Raw genomic sequence first — 16,763 nt, forward strand, 5'->3', positions numbered from 1 at the left:
CATATTGAGTTACACTAACTCTACAAGTGGTTACAATTTTGCTAGACATACTTTGTATGGTTGAAATTATTGAGATACCTGTTGAGTTGACTCACTTTCAACTTCCTGAAGCTGTTCACGAGCGTCTACACTATCTGCTAGATCGCCAAGATGCAGGCGAAGCGCTTACCCAAGGAGAACGACGAGAAGCAGAAGGGTTGGTTGAGTTGGCAGAATTTTTATCTCTGCTGCACTTGCGATCGCAGCGTGTGATGCAGCAGGGATAAATGGTAGCGATTTCAGCCGCTTTACGTCGATTGGTCATTCAAAGAGCAGGCGATCGCTGTGAATATTGCAGTTTATCCCAAGCAGGTCAAGCAGCTACATTTCATATCGATCACATCATTCCTGTTGTAGCAGGTGGTACAACAACAGCAGATAATTTGGCACTTGCCTGCGTGTCCTGTTCCTTACGTAAGGCTGCCCGACAAATGGTTGAAGATCCAGAAACACGAGAAAAAGTCCTAATCTTCAACCCTCGTCAACAAATATGGAAAGAACACTTTCAGTGGAATGGTGTAGAAGTTTTTGGATTAACAGCTATAGGACGAGGAACCATCAATGCACTAAACATGAATCGTGCGATTATGCTAGCGATTCGCGCAGAAGAGGAACTCCTGGGTCGCCATCCACCACCTTAGAGCTGATTCGTAAAGAAAATCTAAAGAAAGCTGAATCCGGCTTTGTTAAGGTTATAGGCTAAATCGAGTGTAATTTATGTTGTTGTCGATGAGCCGTATACCTACGATTGAGAATCCACACCGCAAACCCTACCCAAGTGATTTAAGCGATGCTGAATGGTTGATTCTCAAGCCTCTTCTCCCTACGCCAAAGGGATTTGGGCATCCTGTAGAAGTAGATTTACGAGAAATATTGAATGCAATTTTCTACGTGCAACGTACTGGGTGTCAATGGGAAATGCTACCTCATGACCTTCCTCCATATACAACAGTGTATGGCTACTTTCAAAAATGGCAGCGTAAAGGCATCTGGCAGCAGATTCACGACCAAGTGCGCTATCAACTGCGACAAGATTTAGGGCGAGATGAAAATTCTACCGTGGCGATCGCAGATTCTCAGTCAGTGAAGACCACGGAAAAAAAGGGGAGGGTCTACGGTTTCGATGGTGGTAAGAAGGTTAAAGGGCGTAAGCGACATATAGTTGTAGATTCTCAAGGGTTGTTGATTGGTGTTTTAGTAACTGAAGCCAATGCGTCAGAACGTTTAGGTGCTGTGGTTGTACTGCATGAGGCGGTTAAAGAATTGTCCAAATTGGAAGTTGTTTGGGTAGATCAAGGCTATTCAGGAGAAAACTTTGCTCAAGCAGTCAAGAAAGTTTGCGGAGAAAAGGTTCGTGTTGAGGTGATTGAAAGGATATCGAAAACATTTGAGCGATTGCCGAAACGATGGATTGTGGAACGGACATTTGGCTGGCTTAATAGATTTCGGCGTTTGAGTAAGGATTATGAGTTGTACACAGAGTTAAGTGAAGCTATGATTTATGGCTCATTGATTCGTCTGATGATCAAGCGGATGGCTTCTTAAGCTTTTGTTTACGAATCAGCTCTTAAAAGGCTCTCCAATATTAGTTAATTCAATTACCCTTTAGAAGCAATACTGAAAAACAGATTTATCAACGCTCTACCAAAAAATAACCAATCTAACCAAAATACAATGTGAAGAATTGCTATTACCCAAAATACAATTTGATAAGAAACTTTGCTATTTTTATGACGTAGCTTCTGTTGGGCAACAAATCCACCTAACCAACCACCCATAAATTCGCATAGATGTAAAGTATTTTCTTGCCTTCTCCATCCTCCTTGTTGGGCACGAGATTTATCATCGGCATATAGCCTAAAGGTAATTAAACTCATGACAGGATAAAGAATTAGAGGAATTGGGTTGCCAGTTGTTAGTGCAAGATGAATCGAACCTAACCCAGGTAGTAAAGATAGAAGTAATGTCTTTAATACTAATGATGAAGATTTGTCTACATATCTGGATATAGACTTCTTTGATGCAGTAGAAGAAGAGGATTTTGATGTAACTTCTTTGATTGAAGCATTACAAGCGCGGACTTTGCCATCTTTACTAGCTATCAGTTGATAACAAATGAAATCACCAACTAGGGGACGACGGTTAACGTCTTTTAATCCAGTAATGTGTAGAAAGACTTCTTGAGTACCATCATTGGGTTGTATGAAACCAAACCCGCGATCGTCCTTCCAGATGGTTAGCTGTCCTATGTGTAAAGTAGGTTTCATCAACAAATAACATACTTGTACTTTCTTTATAATGTACCCTTTTTTACACAAATAGATAACACTAAAAAAGCGATCGCGCCACCAACTATTTGAACCGGGGAGTGGAGAGTGAGTGAAAGAAGGGAGAAATAATCTATTCCCAATGCCCTATTCCCAATGCCTTATATTCAAAACTCGTAGCGTAACACACTAAAACATATAGAAACAGTGCGTTAGGCTTGCCTTAATTCACTTCAACAAAACAGAAATTTACAAGGTAAGCTTGTGTCTGATTTAGCGCTACATAATTATCTTCCTCGCGTTCCCGATGCAGCATTGCAAGAATTCATCGAATGGTGTGTTTTAGAACAGGCAAAAGCCGCAGAATTTAACTTTACTCCTGATAGAAGTAAGTTAGATAATTTGCCACCAGAAGACTACGTTCCGAAGCTTGTCGAGCAGTTCATGAAAGTTAAACCAGACCCAATTAAAGCTGGTTTGGTAGCTGCGATCGCTGGTAAGGAAGCTGACAAACATGCTTTATCCGGTTTAGCGATCGCAGCCGATTTTGTGTCTCTTTATATCAAGTACTTAATTCCTAAAGAGGGCAGTACTAAAGAACAAGCTGAAGAGATATTAACTAAAGTCTCACAAGATCAGTATGATAAACTGAATGAAATCGCCAAGAAACATGGTGTTGAGTTCTAGTTTCCTGCTGATAATTTAGTTTTTCAGAGGCTTCGTCTATATTTTAGATTTTGAACAAAAAGCTTTGTTTGCGAATGACATTTGCAAACAAAGCTTCTGTCCATCATAGATTACCTGATTGTAGTAATACAACGCGATCGCTAAATTTAGCCGCCAGTTTGCGATCGTAAATCGCGTTAGTAGCGGGTGAAGCTAAAAAATTACTAATAACTCACATAGTTCAGTCAGATAATTTATTCTTTCAACACTGCTAATAGAGCATTCTGCATTTCTATGAATACGGTTAAGCCAGACTCCTACTAATCCAGTATCTCTTGCCGCGATCGCATCTAGTTCAAGATTGTCTCCTACATAAAAACTTTCTTTTTCCTGTACTCCTAGTTTGGCGCAAGCATACTGAAAAATCTGAGGTTGTGGCTTCGCAAATCCGGCTGTTTCCGAAGTTACAACTACATCAAAAACAGACAAAATACCGCACTGTCTGAGTTTTTCAACCTGCTGAGTCTCCTGACCATTTGTAACCACGCCAAGCTTGTACCCTTGTAACTGTACAAAGCATTTGCTGACATCATCGAACAATCGGCACATACTTACATAGTCTTGCCAGTAATCTGATAAGAAAGCATCGGCATCTGCATTTGAGAATTCACAACCGTATGGTAAGAATGCTTCTCGCAGTTTTCCTCTACCTGATTCCTGAAATGTTACCTGTTTTCTGAAGAACTTTTGGTACCAATCTCGATTCAAAGATATCCATTGTTCTACAAACATCTTATGGTCATATTCTTCTTCGAGCATGAACTTATCAAATAATCTACTTGCTGCTGCTCTAATTGCAGCATCATGATCGATAAGTGTATCATCAAGGTCAAAAAGTACAGCTTTAATCATAAAGGCATAGTATAGCAATTTAAAATTGCTTGCAAAAATTAATAAGCAATACCTATCCTAAAACTTTTTCACTATAATATGCTAACTATTATCGGTTGCGGCAATCTCAATCGCAGTGACGACGCAGTAGGCGTAATCATTGCCCAACGCTTACAAAAATATCTAGTTGAAAACCCTTATCCCAATGTACGAATATATGACTGTGGCACCGCAGGGATGGAAGTAATGTTTCAAGCTAGAGGTAGTAAACAATTAGTAATTATTGATGCAAGTTTAACTGGTTCTGAACCGGGTGCTGTGTTTAAAGTTCCAGGAAAAGAACTGGAAGCAATGCCCGAACCTAGTTATAACTTGCACGATTTTCGTTGGGATAATGCTTTAGCCGCCGGACGGAAAATCTTTCAAAATGATTTTCCCGAAGAGGTGACAGTTTATTTAATTGAAGCGGCAAATCTTGGTTTGGGACTAGAGTTAAGTCCTGCTATCAAACATTCTGCTGATTTGGTTTTTGAAGAGGTAGCTGCACTTATCAGCCAAAATAATGAGCAGAAATTTTAAACTCCTAACTCCTAACTCTTAACTATTTTTTAAGCCCAATCCCGATAAACAGAAAGTTCATCTACCCTCATTTCAAAAGGTACGCCTTGGCTTTCTGGCGGACAAACACGAATTTTTGCACTGCTCACGATTCCATATAGCAATGTCCCCATTGGCACAATTTTTTGTAAAACCCGCCAATTAGTAACTCGATCGGGACATTCAATTACCAATGTTAAAGCATTGGCATGGGTTGTGACATACCACCGACAATTAGATAGAAGATTTTGAATCGTGCGATCGCACGCGTCATAAAAGTATCTGCTAATAGAATCCTCTAATTGTTGCCGCAGTATAATATCCGCAGATGTCGGTTGTATAGGATGTGAATCATCACCATTTAAGTAATACATTTTTCTAGCCATCTCTCTTTCTGTTCCTGCTTATATTCCAATCACCATTCCATAAAGTACATCTTCATTTGTTTCTAATAATTCTTGGGTTTCGTCATCATAATAAGCACCAATCCCACTACACTGAATCCCCAAATAATTACTAGTTAAATAAAGTCTCTGTCCCAGAAAACCAGCTATTTGCATAGCAGTTTGATAGTTTAAATAATCTGACACAAAAAATAAAGTTACAGCGCCATCTCTAGCAATAGCTTGATTAATACATAAGTAACCTGTCTTTTCACTAAAGTTACCCGCTTTAATCAAATACGTACCTTTATATAACCCAGGTGTCATTCCCTCTACTCGATGCACCACTGAGTAAATTTCTATCTCCTCATAGTTTTCTGTCGGTATTGACTGCTGAAGTTGTTGCACTACATATAAATAATCTTCTTGAGAAATAGCCTCTTTCCGGAAACGTCTAATAGAACGTCTATTCCAAACAGTTTGGTAAAATTTATCCCGATCGAAATCAAATTGAGGATACTCTAATTTCTGCTGGCGACTCTTTTGTAGAGCAGTTGCTTGATAAGCATCTTCAATCAATTGATTGGATTCAAAATAATCAGTACCGCAGACAAAAGGAACTTTCAGCCTTAAGCGTCTGATTTTCTTGTCTTGTACTTCTCCTGACACCGCACAAGCAGTGATAAACTCCTTATTCTCAAATCCTAAATCCGAATTGAGAGTAAGTTTATCAAAGTCAAAAACTAGTTGTATATCTCGGTTGTGGAGAAAAGCTGAAGCGGCAACTGCACCTAAATGGTGTCCGCTATCTAAGAAGCAATATCTTATGCTCCTGTTTTGATATTTCCAGCTAGACCTATAATAAACACAACTAATTAAAAAGATGAATCCGTTGATACATTTACCAGGTATAATATAATTCTCTAACCCATCATCAATTAATTCATAGATGAGAGTTAGACAATTATTCTCAACTTCTAGATGGTATATACCATTTACTATTCCCTCAATGCCGCGAACCTGTACATAAACTTCTGTAGGATACAGAGCGCCTGCTGATGGATTTACTCGCAGTTTTAATGGGCCATCTTTATATACTTTTTCTAGTGTTATCGCACTGGTTAATGAGATAAAAGAGTGAACAGGATTATTGAGATTTAATTTCACTCTCCGATAAAACTTGGGATAAACTTTAAATGAAGATGGCTGTGTTGAAGCATCTACATAATTTGGATCGAGTTGTACCGATAAGTAAGAATGCTTGGTAGCGTCATGATAAGCTTTGCCCGATATCTGACTTGATGGCATTTTTAATTATCCTCAAAACTTCTACGTTGCTAGCAAAATCTATTGCTTTATAATCATCTAAGTTTTTTAAATATAAATTAGGATGATGTTGTAAAAGTAACTTTACGACTTCTGTCTTTCCGGCTGATGCTGCGTACATTAAAACAGTTGCACCGTTATCATTTTGGTTATTAATATCAATGTTATGAGCTAACAGTAAATTAATTAAATTGTAGTGATTTCCAAAACAAGCAAACCACAAAGCATTGTTGCGATCGCTATTTCGAGCATTGATATTCGCACCGGCATCAATTAATTCTTTAACGACTGTATAAACTCCTTCTCTTGTCGCTTTCATCAAAGCTGTATCGCCATTTTCACCTGGCTGATTTAAATGATTAAGATTATAGCCTTTTTCTATTAACCATTGGGTTGTTGCTTCACTCAAATTTTGACTGTTGGTTCGATTCATAACTACTCCTAAGTTAACTTTTTTACTAATATAAATTTGCTTGGCAAATAGAATGGTGAGCATTGCTCACCATTTTTGCAAAAATGTTATTTAAATTCTTTTAACTTACATATATGCTATCAATTTTATAAGTTTAAATTATGAATCATTTATAAAGAACAGCAAATATTCTTTTTAAAAAAGCTGGAAAAATAATGGAAAAGCAGTAATTTTTACAGTTTTCTTTTAGAAGATAGATTAATAACAGATATAAGTGGATTTAAATCTCCGACTTCTTCAAAAAGTCGGGGATCTGTACTTGAATAGTAAGTGCGTATATTTTTAAATTTACTGGCAATGATAAGAATATAAAATCTTGTCTACATCTTCGATAGTAAGATTTTGTTTGTCAGCTAAAGTTTTTAGCATATTGGTAATATCTTGAAGCTGGGATAAATTAAAGGAAAGTCCTAATTCATTAGCTCGGTGATTAACCGCCTGTTTTCCAGCCAATTTATGATTGATTAAAATTGAGCGCGTTACACCAAAACTTCGGGGATTAATAGCTTCATAAGTCTCAGAGTTATTAAGCATAGCCTTAGTATGAATGCCAGCTTTATGACTAAAAGCACTCTCACCAAAAACACAGTGGTTAAAAGGAATAGAAATTCCTACTTTTCTTGCAACTAATTCATGCAAGTAACTAAGTTCTTCCAAGCGATATTTCGACTTAATCTGCTCAGGATTTGTAGCATATAACCTCGCAATAAATCCAGCTAGTGAGGTAATACCATTGCGCTCACCAATTCCCAAAACACAAGTGTCAATATGAGTTGCTCCCGCTTCTAATGCTGTATAACTGTTAGCATTTGCACATTCTGTATCATTATGACCGTGAAACTCAATATCTAAATTGGTGAACTGGCGTAAAGTCTTCACTAATTCAAATACTTGCATTGGCGTAATAATTCCTACTGTATCAGCAATTCCTATGCGTTTGACAATTCCTAATTTTTCAATCTCGGAATAAACTGTGATTAAATCTTCTATGGAAGTACGTGACGAATCCTCAGCTGAAAACCGTAACTCAATATCGGGAGCTTGTTGATGAATAAAAGTTAAAACTTCAGATGCTAAATCAATAATTTGATTAATATTTTTACCATGACTGAACTGACGCATCAAAGAAGAACTACCAATAGTTAAATTAATTCCGGCTACGCCTGTTGCTAAAGCAACTTTAGCATCTTCTAAGTGACAGCGAATGTGAGTTAATATTTTGGATGGCAAGCCTAACCGAGCCAATCGTTCACAGTCTTGTCTAGACTGAGGTGAAGCAATTGGTGACGTTAACTCTATATATTCCACTCCAAATGCAGCAAGGGCCTCAGCAATTTCGACTTTATCATCTGAAGAAAAATTGGCTTTGACGAATTGTTCGCCCTCACGGAGAGTACTTTCTACAATTGCAAATTCAGATAGCGACATTGAGCAATCCCTATACTAATTCTGACTAAGGATATTCACTTATTAGTTTTTATATTAGCAGATTTGCATAATCGAGAAATAATTGCTTTGGCTGATTCTTGGGGACTGGCTATAGTATCAATTATAAGAGAGCGATCGCTCGTATCCATCGCCTCTAAAATCTGTTTCGTCGAAACCGAATCATAGTTCTGACTTTCTTCGACAAATATTTTTAGTTTTTCCTGCAATTCTAGACCTGTGACAACTTGTTTATAGACAAGTTCTAAGATTTGTTGTTCTTCTTTAGGAGTAAAATAAGCAGAAGCTTCTGGTACGCCCAAACTAGCAAAATTGCTCAGTACTTCTGGAATAATTTGCATCCGATCGTCTAACTCTTGATTAGCAATTCGATCGAAAGAATCATGACGTTTTATAAGTCTTTCTAAACGTACAGTATTTGGTACAGTCAACATTACAAATTTAGCATTTTTTAAAGCCTTAGCTGCATAGCGAATCTCATTTTCACCACGTAAACTATCGAAAACTAACATAGAGTTGACTTGTTGTGGATTAATATGTAGCGAAGCTAAAATGTGACCCATTCCACCAGGAAAGTGTTCTCGATAAAGGCGAGTATAAGTTAGGCGTTTAATCCGGCAATGGGGTTGCATGAGTTTCTCTTGCATTTTTAACATTGGCGCAATTATTACGCGTTCGGTTAAAACACGACGATTAGGTAAAAGTGTAAAATCCAAGCCTTCTTCAGCCAAAGCTTTCGCGATCGTGCTTTTTCCAACGCCAGTCATACCTACTATGATTAGTAAAGGGAAACTTGTTATTGGCAACCAGTCTTTAGGAACAGGAAATCCTACACCTACACCTAGACTTAAATGTTCAAAAAATAGATTTTGCCTTGTTGTATTAACTCGATCCTGCACAATATGAACCTCTTTTTAAACTAGTTATTATAAAGATGCAATCATATTAGTACCTCAGTATTTCCACATAACAAAATAGCCATCTTAAATTGATGATAATATACATTAATAGTTAGTTTTTTTAAAGTTTTTGTCTTACTTTTTGGAGCAAATGACCGTCCCACCTATTTGCGTAATGCTCGTCAAACAAATAAGGTTATTTAAAAATTATTAAGATATTTTAATAAAAGCTATTTTTAAAATCAAAACTTGCTAACTTACTAAAGTATAAATAGTTCAAATTAGTGGATTAAAAACATGGAAATTAGCGCTCGTAATTCTCTGAAGGGTACTGTCAAAAAAGTTGTACATGGTTCAGTTAATACTGAGATAACTTTAGAACTAGCGCCAGGAGTAGAGCTAGTCTCAATTATCACAAAATCATCAGCAGAAAAGCTATCACTTGCAGAAGGTAAGCAAGCTTATGCTGTGATTAAATCATCAGATGTGATCGTTGCTGTTGATTAAAAAATAGAGTTGGCTTCCTTTGCGAGCCACTCTATTTTTTCATATAAAATTGCATTTCTTTATACAATTAGAAAACATAAATTGCTCGGATATTTTCTAAATCTAGGACAAAATCTATGTTATCAAGATTGAGGAAGGATCAAATCAAAAAAATCTTGTTGCAATCTGATATGAGTTTTTATTACTATTCCTATTAATACAATTTTTTTCAAGATTGTTTTATTTTGAGTTTTATAAAAAGTTGCGATTCCTCGCTTTTCCATTCTCAATAATTATAATAAACGGCCAAAAACACAAAAGCAGATAAATATTTTAATTATAAATTAGGAATTGTGAAAGGAGGAAGGAAGTATATTTTCATCCTTCATCCTTCATTTTTTATTTGGTTGCGAAAGGCAGCAACCAAAGTAATAATTTAGACCAGATATGCTTCTTGATGTGTTTTAATTGTGCAATTAGAACGAGGATAAGTTACACAAAGTAGAGCGTATCCTTTAGAAACCTGATCGTCATCTAAAAAGTTTTGATCGTCTTGATTAACTTCACCTTCGACAACTTTACCAACACAGCTAGAGCAAGAGCCTGCATGACATGAAAAGGGCAACTCAATACCATTTTCTTCTGCTGCTTCTAAGATGGTAGTCTCTTCGTCAACTTCAATTGTGGTGTCGAGGTCTTCTTTTTTGTTGATTAATCTAACTTGGTAGGTAGCCATTTTCAGATTCTCCTCAAACGTTATACAGTTGGTCTAATTTCCGAATTTTTTGAGCAACCTATCCTACTTTTTGCTTCCCTTCTTCTGACAGAGATGCTAAGTTTAGTTAGCTTTTTTATAGAGATAAGGGATGCAATGCGAACTAGAAGCTATCTCAAGGGCATTGAAACTCTGCGGAGTGCGTTGATGAGAAGTCTCTACAATTGACTTAGCACTAATAGAATGATGTTAGCTGCAAGGTACACCAGTAGGCGTACAGTCGCCTGCTTTAAAAGACTTTCCACAACCGCAGGTATCAGTTGCATTAGGGTTGATGAATTTAAAACCGCTTTCCATCACTCCCTCAACAAAGTCAACGATAACTCCGTCTAATAAGGGCGCACTTTTAGCATCAACGTAAACCAGTACTTTGCCTTGCTGACTTACTAAATCATCTGGTTGGGGCTTGCTGGTGATATCGATCGCATATTCATAGCCACTGCAACCACCATCTTTTACAGAGATGCGGACACCTTTAGTTGCGCCATCAGCATCGGGTGCGGAACCTTTAAGGAATGCCCGCAGATGAAATTCTGCTTTTTCTGATAAAATAACGGCCATCAGTTCTCCTGATTTGTAGCGATTAGTTGTTCTAATTGCAGATGTGGGTTGTCATTTGTTATTTGTCCTTTGTCATTTGTCAGTTGTCCTTTGTCATTCACTAATGACCAATGACCAATGACCAATGACTAATGACTAATGACTATTGACTGTCGGTTCCATCGAATTGGATTGCGCGTGTCTCCAAGGCGCACTATTACCGCATACTGGACAAGAGCGATCGCGGTAAGAACGGCGTTTCGCAAATTCCATCCGATTTAAGTCGATTGTCAGCAATTGCGACAATAGAGGCTGACTAAACCCGGTGATCAGCTTGATAGCTTCCAAAGCTGTTAGACAAGCTAGTGTTCCAGAAACAGCGCCTAGAACTGAAAAGCCGCGCTGATCCCAATCAGGCTTTTCTGGAAACAGACAAGATAAACAAGGAGTCACACCAGGAATAATCGTTGTCAGGTAAGCCTCCATCCCATTCATTGCGGCTTCTACCATTGGCTTACGCGATCGCACACAGGCTTCATTTAACAAATTGCGCTCTGTAAAATTGTGAGCGCAGTCAAGAGCCATATCCGCAGATTGCACTAACGAATCTACATTTTCCGGGGTGATGTAATCATGAACAGCTTCCACTTGGACATCAGGATTAATCGCATCCAGAGTTTCTTTAGCTTTGAATACCCTTGGCTTACCTACCCAATCATCAGTCATAAGAACTTGACGATTCATATCATCTAGCCGCAAGTCACCACCCCGGACTAAGATTAGCCGCCCAACGCCCGCTACTGCTAAGTAAAGCGCCGCCGTACCGCCTAATCCTCCCACACCCGTAACCAAAACTGTCGCTGACTTCAGGCGTTTCTGTGCTGTTTCGCCAAAATTCGGAAGCATCATTTGGCGACGATAGCGTTCTAATTCGGTAGGCGTTAGGTTAACCAATTTATACCTCCTAATCAGAAGTGATTTCTGTCAGTGTGACTACATTTTTCGGCTTGTCGTTAAATACTTTGAACAGCTTTTGTTCGTGGGGTGTTGATTCGACAAATACCTGATAAGCTTTTTGCAAAGCCAAAGAATATTGATTTAATCTCTCTTCTTGATTCAAGTCAGGAGAATTATCATCAATTTCCTGGATGTATTGAGAAAACTTTTTCAGAATATGTAGACGATTTACATTCACAACTTCTAAATCGTAGGACATATTAAAGAATTGAAAAAATTCTTCTGCATCTACGAGTTTCTTGAATTCATCAATAGTTCCAGTCATTTCGCATTCTCCAATTGTTTTAGATGTTGCTTAAGTTCATCTAACTGGCGATAGATTTCATAAGTTGCAGCGGCAACATCCATAAGTTGGTTGTAATCTGTTGGCAGACCTTCAGCTAAATCATGCAGATCCATCTTCATTTGACCTGCTTTGCTGTTGAGCCGTCTGATTTGTCCCTGTAGTTCCTCAATACTCGTTTCTTCTGCTTGCACAATCAGCCACTCCTTTTCAGTGCTGAGTACTGAGTGCTGAGTTATGAGTTACAAGTAATGAGTTAGAAGTTAGAAGTTATGAGTTGAAAGTTATAAATTATATAATTTTTAATTTATAACTCTTCACTATTTACTCTTAACTCTTCACTCAGCACTCATGACTCAGCACTCAGCACTCTTAAAGTTTGCCAACTTCAGGAAAACGCTTCGCCAAATCAAGACCTTTTTTGACGTAGTTCTCTCCCTCTTCTGCTAATTTTTCTAGGGAGTCAAAGCCAAAACGATGAGCATCTCGCAAAGTTTTCACAGTTAGCAAAAGACGACCAGAAAAAACTAGCGCCCAGCCAAATCCTTCATGGCTCAAATCAACTACAACCTGGGATATCAAACCTGTTTCTTGTTCAATCCCAGCTGCTACAGCTCGAAAAAATGCCAAAATCCGGGCTTGAGTTACCGCATCAACTTCGCCCTCAACGGAGATTTCCCGTTTCTTTTGTTTGGTGACAATAAAGGGTTTGAGAATCAACTCATCCGACCAAGTACGATAAACTCCATAGCTGTCTTGACCACGGATTTGTTTGATTAATACCTTAAGAAAAGGTGAGTTCAAGACTTCAGTTGTAGCGGTTCCGTTAACACTATTATTTGCGGTCATACTGTTGCTTCGTCTTCGATTTCATCAGCAAAGTTTGCGGCTTTTGGCTGTAAAGCTTTACGCAACCAAGGTGGAGGATTACCTTTGAGGGTTTGCACTAGCTTGTTTAGCACTTCACTAATTTCTTCTTCTTCCGATCGCGCCTTCACTGGGGTGACACCTTTCTTGATTAACCGAGCGGCGGCACTACCACCAATTGCTGTTACGTAAATAATCGTACAGTCGCCTATTGCTTCAAGTTTTGGGGTGATTTTGTCTTCATTTCCGTCTTCTTTGAGTTCGCCTTCAAAGGTGAGGGTTTCTACGAAGTGATATCCCTCATCGGAAATTTCGTAAACATCAATCATTTTTGCCCATCCGAAGTGAGCGTTAATATGAACTCGGTCGCTCGTTGTGAAGGCTATTTTCATTGTAATTCTCCTCTCTAAAGTTTTGAATTTTGAAGCAATACGGTTCAGTTAGTAATATTTAGCTTCGGAAGATCCCCCCAACTCCCCTTAAAAAGGGGGGCTAATTTAAGACTTGCTCTATTCCCTCCTTTTTAAGGAGGGTTAGGGAGGATCAACTCTTAACTGAACTGTTTTGAATTTCAAGTGTGAATTCAAAACTCTGCGCTGACAGTTCCGAATTCTTGGAACTGCTTAACTCTCGCTTCTTCTGCCTCTAAAAACAGGTTGCCGATGCCAAACAAAAGTTCCATTGTGCCTCGATAGCCAACTTTGGTAAATTGACCATTACCTAAGCGGTCATAAATGGGCAATCCTAAACGATAAAGAGGAATCGAAAGGCGTTTTGCGATCGCACCCACATTCGAGTTACCAATTAGCAAATCAGAACCGCCTGCTAGACTCTCAAAGTCTTCTAAATCGCCGATGGTGATGCTTTTAACCGGGAGTTTTTCTAACAAAGGCGATCGCGTGGTTGTCACCACTGCATGAATTTGCGCTCCCATCGATTGCAAGAAATGCACTGTTGACCACAACAAATCTGGTTCCAGTGCTAAGGAAACTCGTTTTGCACCGAAGTAAAAGTGAGTATCCAGCATCGCATCTTGCAACTGACGACGTTGGCGGCGGTATTTTTCGGGTACGCTATTACCGCTCAGAATCGCCAATGCTTGGATAAATTCATCTACTGGTTCTAATCCAGTCAGTTCGCCAAACACCTCGTAAGGTGTACCAAAGCGTTCTTCGAGAATCTTGGCAGCCCCCCGCATACTTTCACCCAATGCCAGGGTAAAGGCAGAACTACCGACTTCTCGTAGTTGTTTTAAGGTAGTTCCACTGACTGTAACCGCACTATAATTATCCTCTAAATGTCCATCCAGGGAAGCGCCAAGGTCAGGTACAAAGATTGGCACTAATCCAAAAGACGTGATTATCTCTTTGATTTCCTGTACATCCCCAGGTGTGAAGGCAGAACCCGCCAAAATTGTGACTTGTTCAGTTCTGAGTCCACCCGCGCGAGGAATTTCTTTAACTATGCTTTCGACAGCAACCGCAAAGCCATCTTGCAACGCACCTTTAAAATCTGGGGTAGGTGCAAAAACAATCGCTAAATCATTCAATTCAGGATGGCGATCGCGGATTTCCTTCAGAAAACCTTCAATATCATCGCCTCTAGTTTCCGTTAACCCAGTACTACATAAACCAATAATTTCTGGGTTAGCCTTTTCTACCAGAGTCAGAATTGCTTGCTCCACATTTTCTTCACCACCCAAAATGGTCGTGACTTCCGTCATTGCTGTCGTAGCTAAGGGAATCGCTTCCCGGAAATGTCGCACTAGGACAACTTTGGCGAAAGCAGTACAACCTTGAGAACCGTGGAATAAGGGCATCGTCCCTTTCAATCCCAAAAAGGCTAAGGTTGCGCCCAAAGCTTGACTTTGCTTGAGGGGATTAACTGTCAGTGCTTTGTTAGAAGCGGTAACGATCGCCATTAAACTTCCTCCTCTTCTTCCCAAGGAGCGGGTTTGCGTATTTGTTCCCAAATCGGGCTATACAGAGCTTCGTACAGTTCCCGCGCCATCTCAATCATTCCCACATAACCTGCATAAGGATGGTGGCGTTCTTGGTTGATATCAAGGAAAGGAATTCGAGCTTTCAAAGCGGTGTATTGGTTACGTCCACCAGCAATCAGCATATCTGCTTTGGTGTTTTTAACCAGTTGTAGCAATTCTTGAGCGTTGCCTTTCTCTAGCATGATGCCATCGTTGCCAATCAACTTCTTGATTTTGGCTTTATCTTCTTCAGTACTTTTCCGAGTACTGGTAGCAACAACTTCAATGCCTAAGTCTCTAGCCGCCGAAATAATCGACCAACTCTTAACACCACCAGTATACAAAACAACCCGCTTACCTTTGAGTCGAGCGCGATAAGGAGCCAGTGCCAAATCTAAAGCAGCCGTTTCTTCTGCAATTAGCTTTTCTGTGCGCTCTTGTAAATCGCGATCGCCTAATTTAGCGGCGATGTTTCGCAGACAGCGATTCATATCATCGATGCCGTAGAAAGACTCTTCAATGTAAGGGATGTTGTAACGCTCCTCCATCTTTCTCGCCATATTGAGCAGCGCTCGCGAGCAGATCATGACGTTGAGCTTGGCGCGGTGGGCGTAGCGAATTTCATTGTAGCGAGCATCGCCCGTAATTTTAGACAAAATACGGATGCCTAATTTTTCTAGCAGTGGTGTTACTCCCCACATTTCCCCGGCGATATTGTATTCACCGATTAAGTTAATATCATAGGGCGTTGTATGTTCCGGTTCTGCTGTGCCGACAACATATTCTAATAAAGATTCACCGCCAAAACGGTTGCCCAGATTTTTACTGCCAATGAATCCTGGAGCAATGACGGGAACAACAGGAATACCAATTTTCTCAGCCGCCGCTTTGCAGACAGCATCCATATCATCGCCAATTAAGGCTGTAACGCAAGTGGCATAGACGAATACTGCTGCTGGTTGGTAGCGCTCGTGAAGTTCCAAAATTGCTTTGTAGAGTTTCTTTTCGCCACCGAAGATGACATCGTTTTCACCCAAGTCAGTGGTAAAGCCCATTTTGTAGAGTTGAGGGCCAGACGACAGACTACCACGACTGCCCCAGGAATTACCAGCACAGGCGATCGGCCCGTGGACTAAATGAGCAGCATCTGCGATCGGCACTAGAGCAATCATTGCACCATCAAAGGCACAGCCCCCTTGAGCCGCGCCAGGTTGTGCCTGTTGAGCGCATGACTTGTTTTTCTTTTCGGATTGTTTGTGCTGATTATGCTCGCATCCTGTCTCAGTCAGCAGCTCGTTGATTTTGCCTTGGGTGCTTTTCATCTCTCTTCTCTTAATTGTTAATTGTCCTTTGTCATTTGAATCGACTATTGTACAGACGCGTAGACGCTCGAAGAGCGGCTTCTCGCAGAGTATAATCGCGTCTCTACCAATGACTAATGACTAACAAATGTATTTTGTGACATCCTCTCCACAGACATCAGTCAGGTAAGATAGAGCGCGGAAACGCAATCCTACAAATTCGTCATATAAAGGATTGAGTTTACATAGTGGTGGGATATCAATACACTTTCCAAATAATTTAATTTGTCGCTCAAAGGGACAACAACAAGGAATTGTTTGACAAATTAGATGAGCGAAGCGATTATTTTTAACCTGAATTCCATCCACTACACCACGCAACGGATTCAGAAGATTGTTGAACCATCCTCGTTTTTTCTGATTAGGTGGATGGTAATTAGGATGAGGATGAGTGTGAGTATGTTCGTGAGTGCGATTGATGGTTTCCATTTATAAATCCCTTGGGTAAATGCTATCAAGAAAAAGGA

23 protein-coding genes are annotated in these 16,763 nt (G+C 39.6%); 6 read left to right on the forward strand and 17 right to left on the reverse strand.

What is annotated here, in order from left to right; genetic code table 11:
* The first annotated feature begins 56 nt into the window (after window positions 1-56).
* From NSTCB13_RS24520 to NSTCB13_RS24530, 3 genes are all read left to right on the forward strand, one after another.
* Entirely contained in the window at window positions 57-266 is a 210-nt protein-coding gene (locus tag NSTCB13_RS24520; protein WP_448274093.1) for a hypothetical protein, read from the forward strand.
* Complete coding sequence (locus NSTCB13_RS24525) at window positions 267-680, forward strand: HNH endonuclease (RefSeq protein ID WP_448274094.1); 414 nt, start codon at window positions 267-269, stop codon at window positions 678-680.
* An 88-nt stretch (window positions 681-768) separates the two neighbouring features.
* Entirely contained in the window at window positions 769-1,584 is an 816-nt protein-coding gene (locus tag NSTCB13_RS24530; protein WP_448273213.1) for an IS5 family transposase, read from the forward strand.
* A gap of 53 nt (window positions 1,585-1,637) precedes the next feature.
* Here NSTCB13_RS24530 and NSTCB13_RS24535 read toward each other — a convergent pair whose 3' ends face one another.
* Window positions 1,638-2,306, reverse strand: a complete 669-nt coding sequence (locus NSTCB13_RS24535; RefSeq protein ID WP_448274095.1) for a DUF1294 domain-containing protein — start codon at window positions 2,304-2,306, stop codon at window positions 1,638-1,640.
* Between the two features lie 264 nt (window positions 2,307-2,570).
* Here NSTCB13_RS24535 and NSTCB13_RS24540 point away from each other — a divergent pair, with 264 nt between their 5' ends.
* Window positions 2,571-2,993 (forward strand): hypothetical protein, encoded by a 423-nt coding sequence (locus NSTCB13_RS24540; RefSeq protein WP_448274096.1) that lies wholly within the window; start codon window positions 2,571-2,573, stop codon window positions 2,991-2,993.
* A gap of 192 nt (window positions 2,994-3,185) precedes the next feature.
* Here the strand turns inward: NSTCB13_RS24540 and NSTCB13_RS24545 are convergent, their stop codons facing one another.
* Complete coding sequence (locus tag NSTCB13_RS24545; RefSeq protein WP_448274097.1) at window positions 3,186-3,884, reverse strand: HAD family hydrolase; 699 nt, start codon at window positions 3,882-3,884, stop codon at window positions 3,186-3,188.
* A 78-nt stretch (window positions 3,885-3,962) separates the two neighbouring features.
* Between NSTCB13_RS24545 and NSTCB13_RS24550 the strand changes: the two genes are divergently transcribed.
* Complete coding sequence (locus tag NSTCB13_RS24550; protein ID WP_448274098.1) at window positions 3,963-4,442, forward strand: hydrogenase maturation protease; 480 nt, start codon at window positions 3,963-3,965, stop codon at window positions 4,440-4,442.
* 29 nt (window positions 4,443-4,471) lie between these two features.
* Here NSTCB13_RS24550 and NSTCB13_RS24555 read toward each other — a convergent pair whose 3' ends face one another.
* The 5 genes from NSTCB13_RS24555 to NSTCB13_RS24575 all read right to left on the reverse strand — a co-directional run bounded on the left by NSTCB13_RS24555 (window position 4,472) and on the right by NSTCB13_RS24575 (window position 8,986).
* The gene (locus NSTCB13_RS24555) at window positions 4,472-4,846 is read right to left on the reverse strand and encodes a hypothetical protein (RefSeq protein WP_448274099.1); all 375 of its coding nucleotides are present in this window, start codon (window positions 4,844-4,846) and stop codon (window positions 4,472-4,474) included.
* An 18-nt stretch (window positions 4,847-4,864) separates the two neighbouring features.
* A complete protein-coding gene (locus NSTCB13_RS24560) occupies window positions 4,865-6,151 on the reverse strand; it encodes a SagB/ThcOx family dehydrogenase (RefSeq protein ID WP_448274100.1) in 1,287 nt (428 codons plus the stop codon).
* Window positions 6,114-6,602 (reverse strand): ankyrin repeat domain-containing protein, encoded by a 489-nt coding sequence (locus NSTCB13_RS24565; RefSeq protein WP_448268117.1) that lies wholly within the window; start codon window positions 6,600-6,602, stop codon window positions 6,114-6,116. The genes NSTCB13_RS24560 and NSTCB13_RS24565 overlap by 38 nt, the downstream gene beginning before the upstream one ends.
* A gap of 327 nt (window positions 6,603-6,929) precedes the next feature.
* Complete coding sequence (gene lysS, locus NSTCB13_RS24570) at window positions 6,930-8,069, reverse strand: homocitrate synthase (protein ID WP_445630354.1); 1,140 nt, start codon at window positions 8,067-8,069, stop codon at window positions 6,930-6,932.
* Window positions 8,070-8,104: 35 nt separating this feature from the next.
* Window positions 8,105-8,986, reverse strand: coding sequence for an AAA family ATPase (locus tag NSTCB13_RS24575; protein WP_448274101.1), 882 nt, complete (start codon window positions 8,984-8,986; stop codon window positions 8,105-8,107).
* Between the two features lie 297 nt (window positions 8,987-9,283).
* On the opposite strand from NSTCB13_RS24575, the gene NSTCB13_RS24580 reads away from it, so the two are divergent.
* The gene (locus NSTCB13_RS24580; RefSeq protein ID WP_322667910.1) at window positions 9,284-9,493 is read left to right on the forward strand and encodes a TOBE domain-containing protein; all 210 of its coding nucleotides are present in this window, start codon (window positions 9,284-9,286) and stop codon (window positions 9,491-9,493) included.
* Window positions 9,494-9,908: 415 nt separating this feature from the next.
* On the opposite strand, the gene NSTCB13_RS24585 is transcribed toward NSTCB13_RS24580, so the two are convergent.
* From NSTCB13_RS24585 to NSTCB13_RS24630, 10 genes are all read right to left on the reverse strand, one after another.
* On the reverse strand, window positions 9,909-10,208 hold the full coding sequence (locus NSTCB13_RS24585; protein WP_445630352.1) for a 2Fe-2S iron-sulfur cluster-binding protein: 300 nt from the start codon (window positions 10,206-10,208) through the stop codon (window positions 9,909-9,911).
* A gap of 228 nt (window positions 10,209-10,436) precedes the next feature.
* The gene (locus tag NSTCB13_RS24590) at window positions 10,437-10,808 is read right to left on the reverse strand and encodes a HesB/IscA family protein (protein ID WP_322681497.1); all 372 of its coding nucleotides are present in this window, start codon (window positions 10,806-10,808) and stop codon (window positions 10,437-10,439) included.
* Window positions 10,809-10,943: 135 nt separating this feature from the next.
* Window positions 10,944-11,741 (reverse strand): HesA/MoeB/ThiF family protein, encoded by a 798-nt coding sequence (locus NSTCB13_RS24595; protein WP_322709710.1) that lies wholly within the window; start codon window positions 11,739-11,741, stop codon window positions 10,944-10,946.
* Between the two features lie 10 nt (window positions 11,742-11,751).
* Window positions 11,752-12,069 carry a nitrogenase-stabilizing/protective protein NifW gene (gene nifW, locus NSTCB13_RS24600; protein WP_322674579.1) on the reverse strand — a complete coding sequence of 106 codons (318 nt, stop codon included), beginning with the start codon at window positions 12,067-12,069 and terminating at the stop codon, window positions 11,752-11,754.
* On the reverse strand, window positions 12,066-12,281 hold the full coding sequence (locus NSTCB13_RS24605; RefSeq protein WP_322667906.1) for a CCE_0567 family metalloprotein: 216 nt from the start codon (window positions 12,279-12,281) through the stop codon (window positions 12,066-12,068). The genes nifW and NSTCB13_RS24605 overlap by 4 nt, the downstream gene beginning before the upstream one ends.
* 178 nt (window positions 12,282-12,459) lie before the next feature.
* The gene (locus NSTCB13_RS24610; RefSeq protein WP_448274102.1) at window positions 12,460-12,936 is read right to left on the reverse strand and encodes a NifX-associated nitrogen fixation protein; all 477 of its coding nucleotides are present in this window, start codon (window positions 12,934-12,936) and stop codon (window positions 12,460-12,462) included.
* Window positions 12,933-13,346: a nitrogen fixation protein NifX gene (gene nifX / locus NSTCB13_RS24615; protein WP_448274103.1), complete on the reverse strand. Its 414-nt coding sequence runs from the start codon at window positions 13,344-13,346 to the stop codon at window positions 12,933-12,935. The genes NSTCB13_RS24610 and nifX overlap by 4 nt, the downstream gene beginning before the upstream one ends.
* A 191-nt stretch (window positions 13,347-13,537) precedes the next feature.
* Window positions 13,538-14,875 (reverse strand): nitrogenase iron-molybdenum cofactor biosynthesis protein NifN, encoded by a 1,338-nt coding sequence (nifN, locus tag NSTCB13_RS24620; protein WP_448274104.1) that lies wholly within the window; start codon window positions 14,873-14,875, stop codon window positions 13,538-13,540.
* Window positions 14,875-16,257 carry a nitrogenase iron-molybdenum cofactor biosynthesis protein NifE gene (gene nifE, locus NSTCB13_RS24625; protein ID WP_445630348.1) on the reverse strand — a complete coding sequence of 461 codons (1,383 nt, stop codon included), beginning with the start codon at window positions 16,255-16,257 and terminating at the stop codon, window positions 14,875-14,877. The genes nifN and nifE overlap by 1 nt, the downstream gene beginning before the upstream one ends.
* 120 nt (window positions 16,258-16,377) lie before the next feature.
* Window positions 16,378-16,725, reverse strand: coding sequence for a Mo-dependent nitrogenase C-terminal domain-containing protein (locus NSTCB13_RS24630; RefSeq protein WP_445630347.1), 348 nt, complete (start codon window positions 16,723-16,725; stop codon window positions 16,378-16,380).
* Window positions 16,726-16,763 lie beyond the last annotated feature (38 nt).

It is taken from the genome of Nostoc sp. DSM 114160, from assembly GCF_053470305.1.

Coding starts and splice junctions, on each gene's coding strand:
- NSTCB13_RS24520 (WP_448274093.1), top strand. CDS start 57: ATGGTTGAAATTATTGAGATACCTGTTGAGTTGACTCACTTTCAACTT.
- NSTCB13_RS24525 (WP_448274094.1), top strand. CDS start 267: ATGGTAGCGATTTCAGCCGCTTTACGTCGATTGGTCATTCAAAGAGCA.
- NSTCB13_RS24530 (WP_448273213.1), top strand. CDS start 769: ATGAGCCGTATACCTACGATTGAGAATCCACACCGCAAACCCTACCCA.
- NSTCB13_RS24535 (WP_448274095.1), bottom strand. CDS start 2,306: ATGAAACCTACTTTACACATAGGACAGCTAACCATCTGGAAGGACGAT.
- NSTCB13_RS24545 (WP_448274097.1), bottom strand. CDS start 3,884: ATGATTAAAGCTGTACTTTTTGACCTTGATGATACACTTATCGATCAT.
- NSTCB13_RS24550 (WP_448274098.1), top strand. CDS start 3,963: ATGCTAACTATTATCGGTTGCGGCAATCTCAATCGCAGTGACGACGCA.
- NSTCB13_RS24555 (WP_448274099.1), bottom strand. CDS start 4,846: ATGGCTAGAAAAATGTATTACTTAAATGGTGATGATTCACATCCTATA.
- NSTCB13_RS24560 (WP_448274100.1), bottom strand. CDS start 6,151: ATGCCATCAAGTCAGATATCGGGCAAAGCTTATCATGACGCTACCAAG.
- NSTCB13_RS24565 (WP_448268117.1), bottom strand. CDS start 6,602: ATGAATCGAACCAACAGTCAAAATTTGAGTGAAGCAACAACCCAATGG.
- lysS (WP_445630354.1), bottom strand. CDS start 8,069: ATGTCGCTATCTGAATTTGCAATTGTAGAAAGTACTCTCCGTGAGGGC.
- NSTCB13_RS24580 (WP_322667910.1), top strand. CDS start 9,284: ATGGAAATTAGCGCTCGTAATTCTCTGAAGGGTACTGTCAAAAAAGTT.
- NSTCB13_RS24585 (WP_445630352.1), bottom strand. CDS start 10,208: ATGGCTACCTACCAAGTTAGATTAATCAACAAAAAAGAAGACCTCGAC.
- NSTCB13_RS24590 (WP_322681497.1), bottom strand. CDS start 10,808: ATGGCCGTTATTTTATCAGAAAAAGCAGAATTTCATCTGCGGGCATTC.
- nifW (WP_322674579.1), bottom strand. CDS start 12,069: ATGACTGGAACTATTGATGAATTCAAGAAACTCGTAGATGCAGAAGAA.
- NSTCB13_RS24610 (WP_448274102.1), bottom strand. CDS start 12,936: ATGACCGCAAATAATAGTGTTAACGGAACCGCTACAACTGAAGTCTTG.
- nifX (WP_448274103.1), bottom strand. CDS start 13,346: ATGAAAATAGCCTTCACAACGAGCGACCGAGTTCATATTAACGCTCAC.
- nifN (WP_448274104.1), bottom strand. CDS start 14,875: ATGGCGATCGTTACCGCTTCTAACAAAGCACTGACAGTTAATCCCCTC.
- nifE (WP_445630348.1), bottom strand. CDS start 16,257: ATGAAAAGCACCCAAGGCAAAATCAACGAGCTGCTGACTGAGACAGGA.
- NSTCB13_RS24630 (WP_445630347.1), bottom strand. CDS start 16,725: ATGGAAACCATCAATCGCACTCACGAACATACTCACACTCATCCTCAT.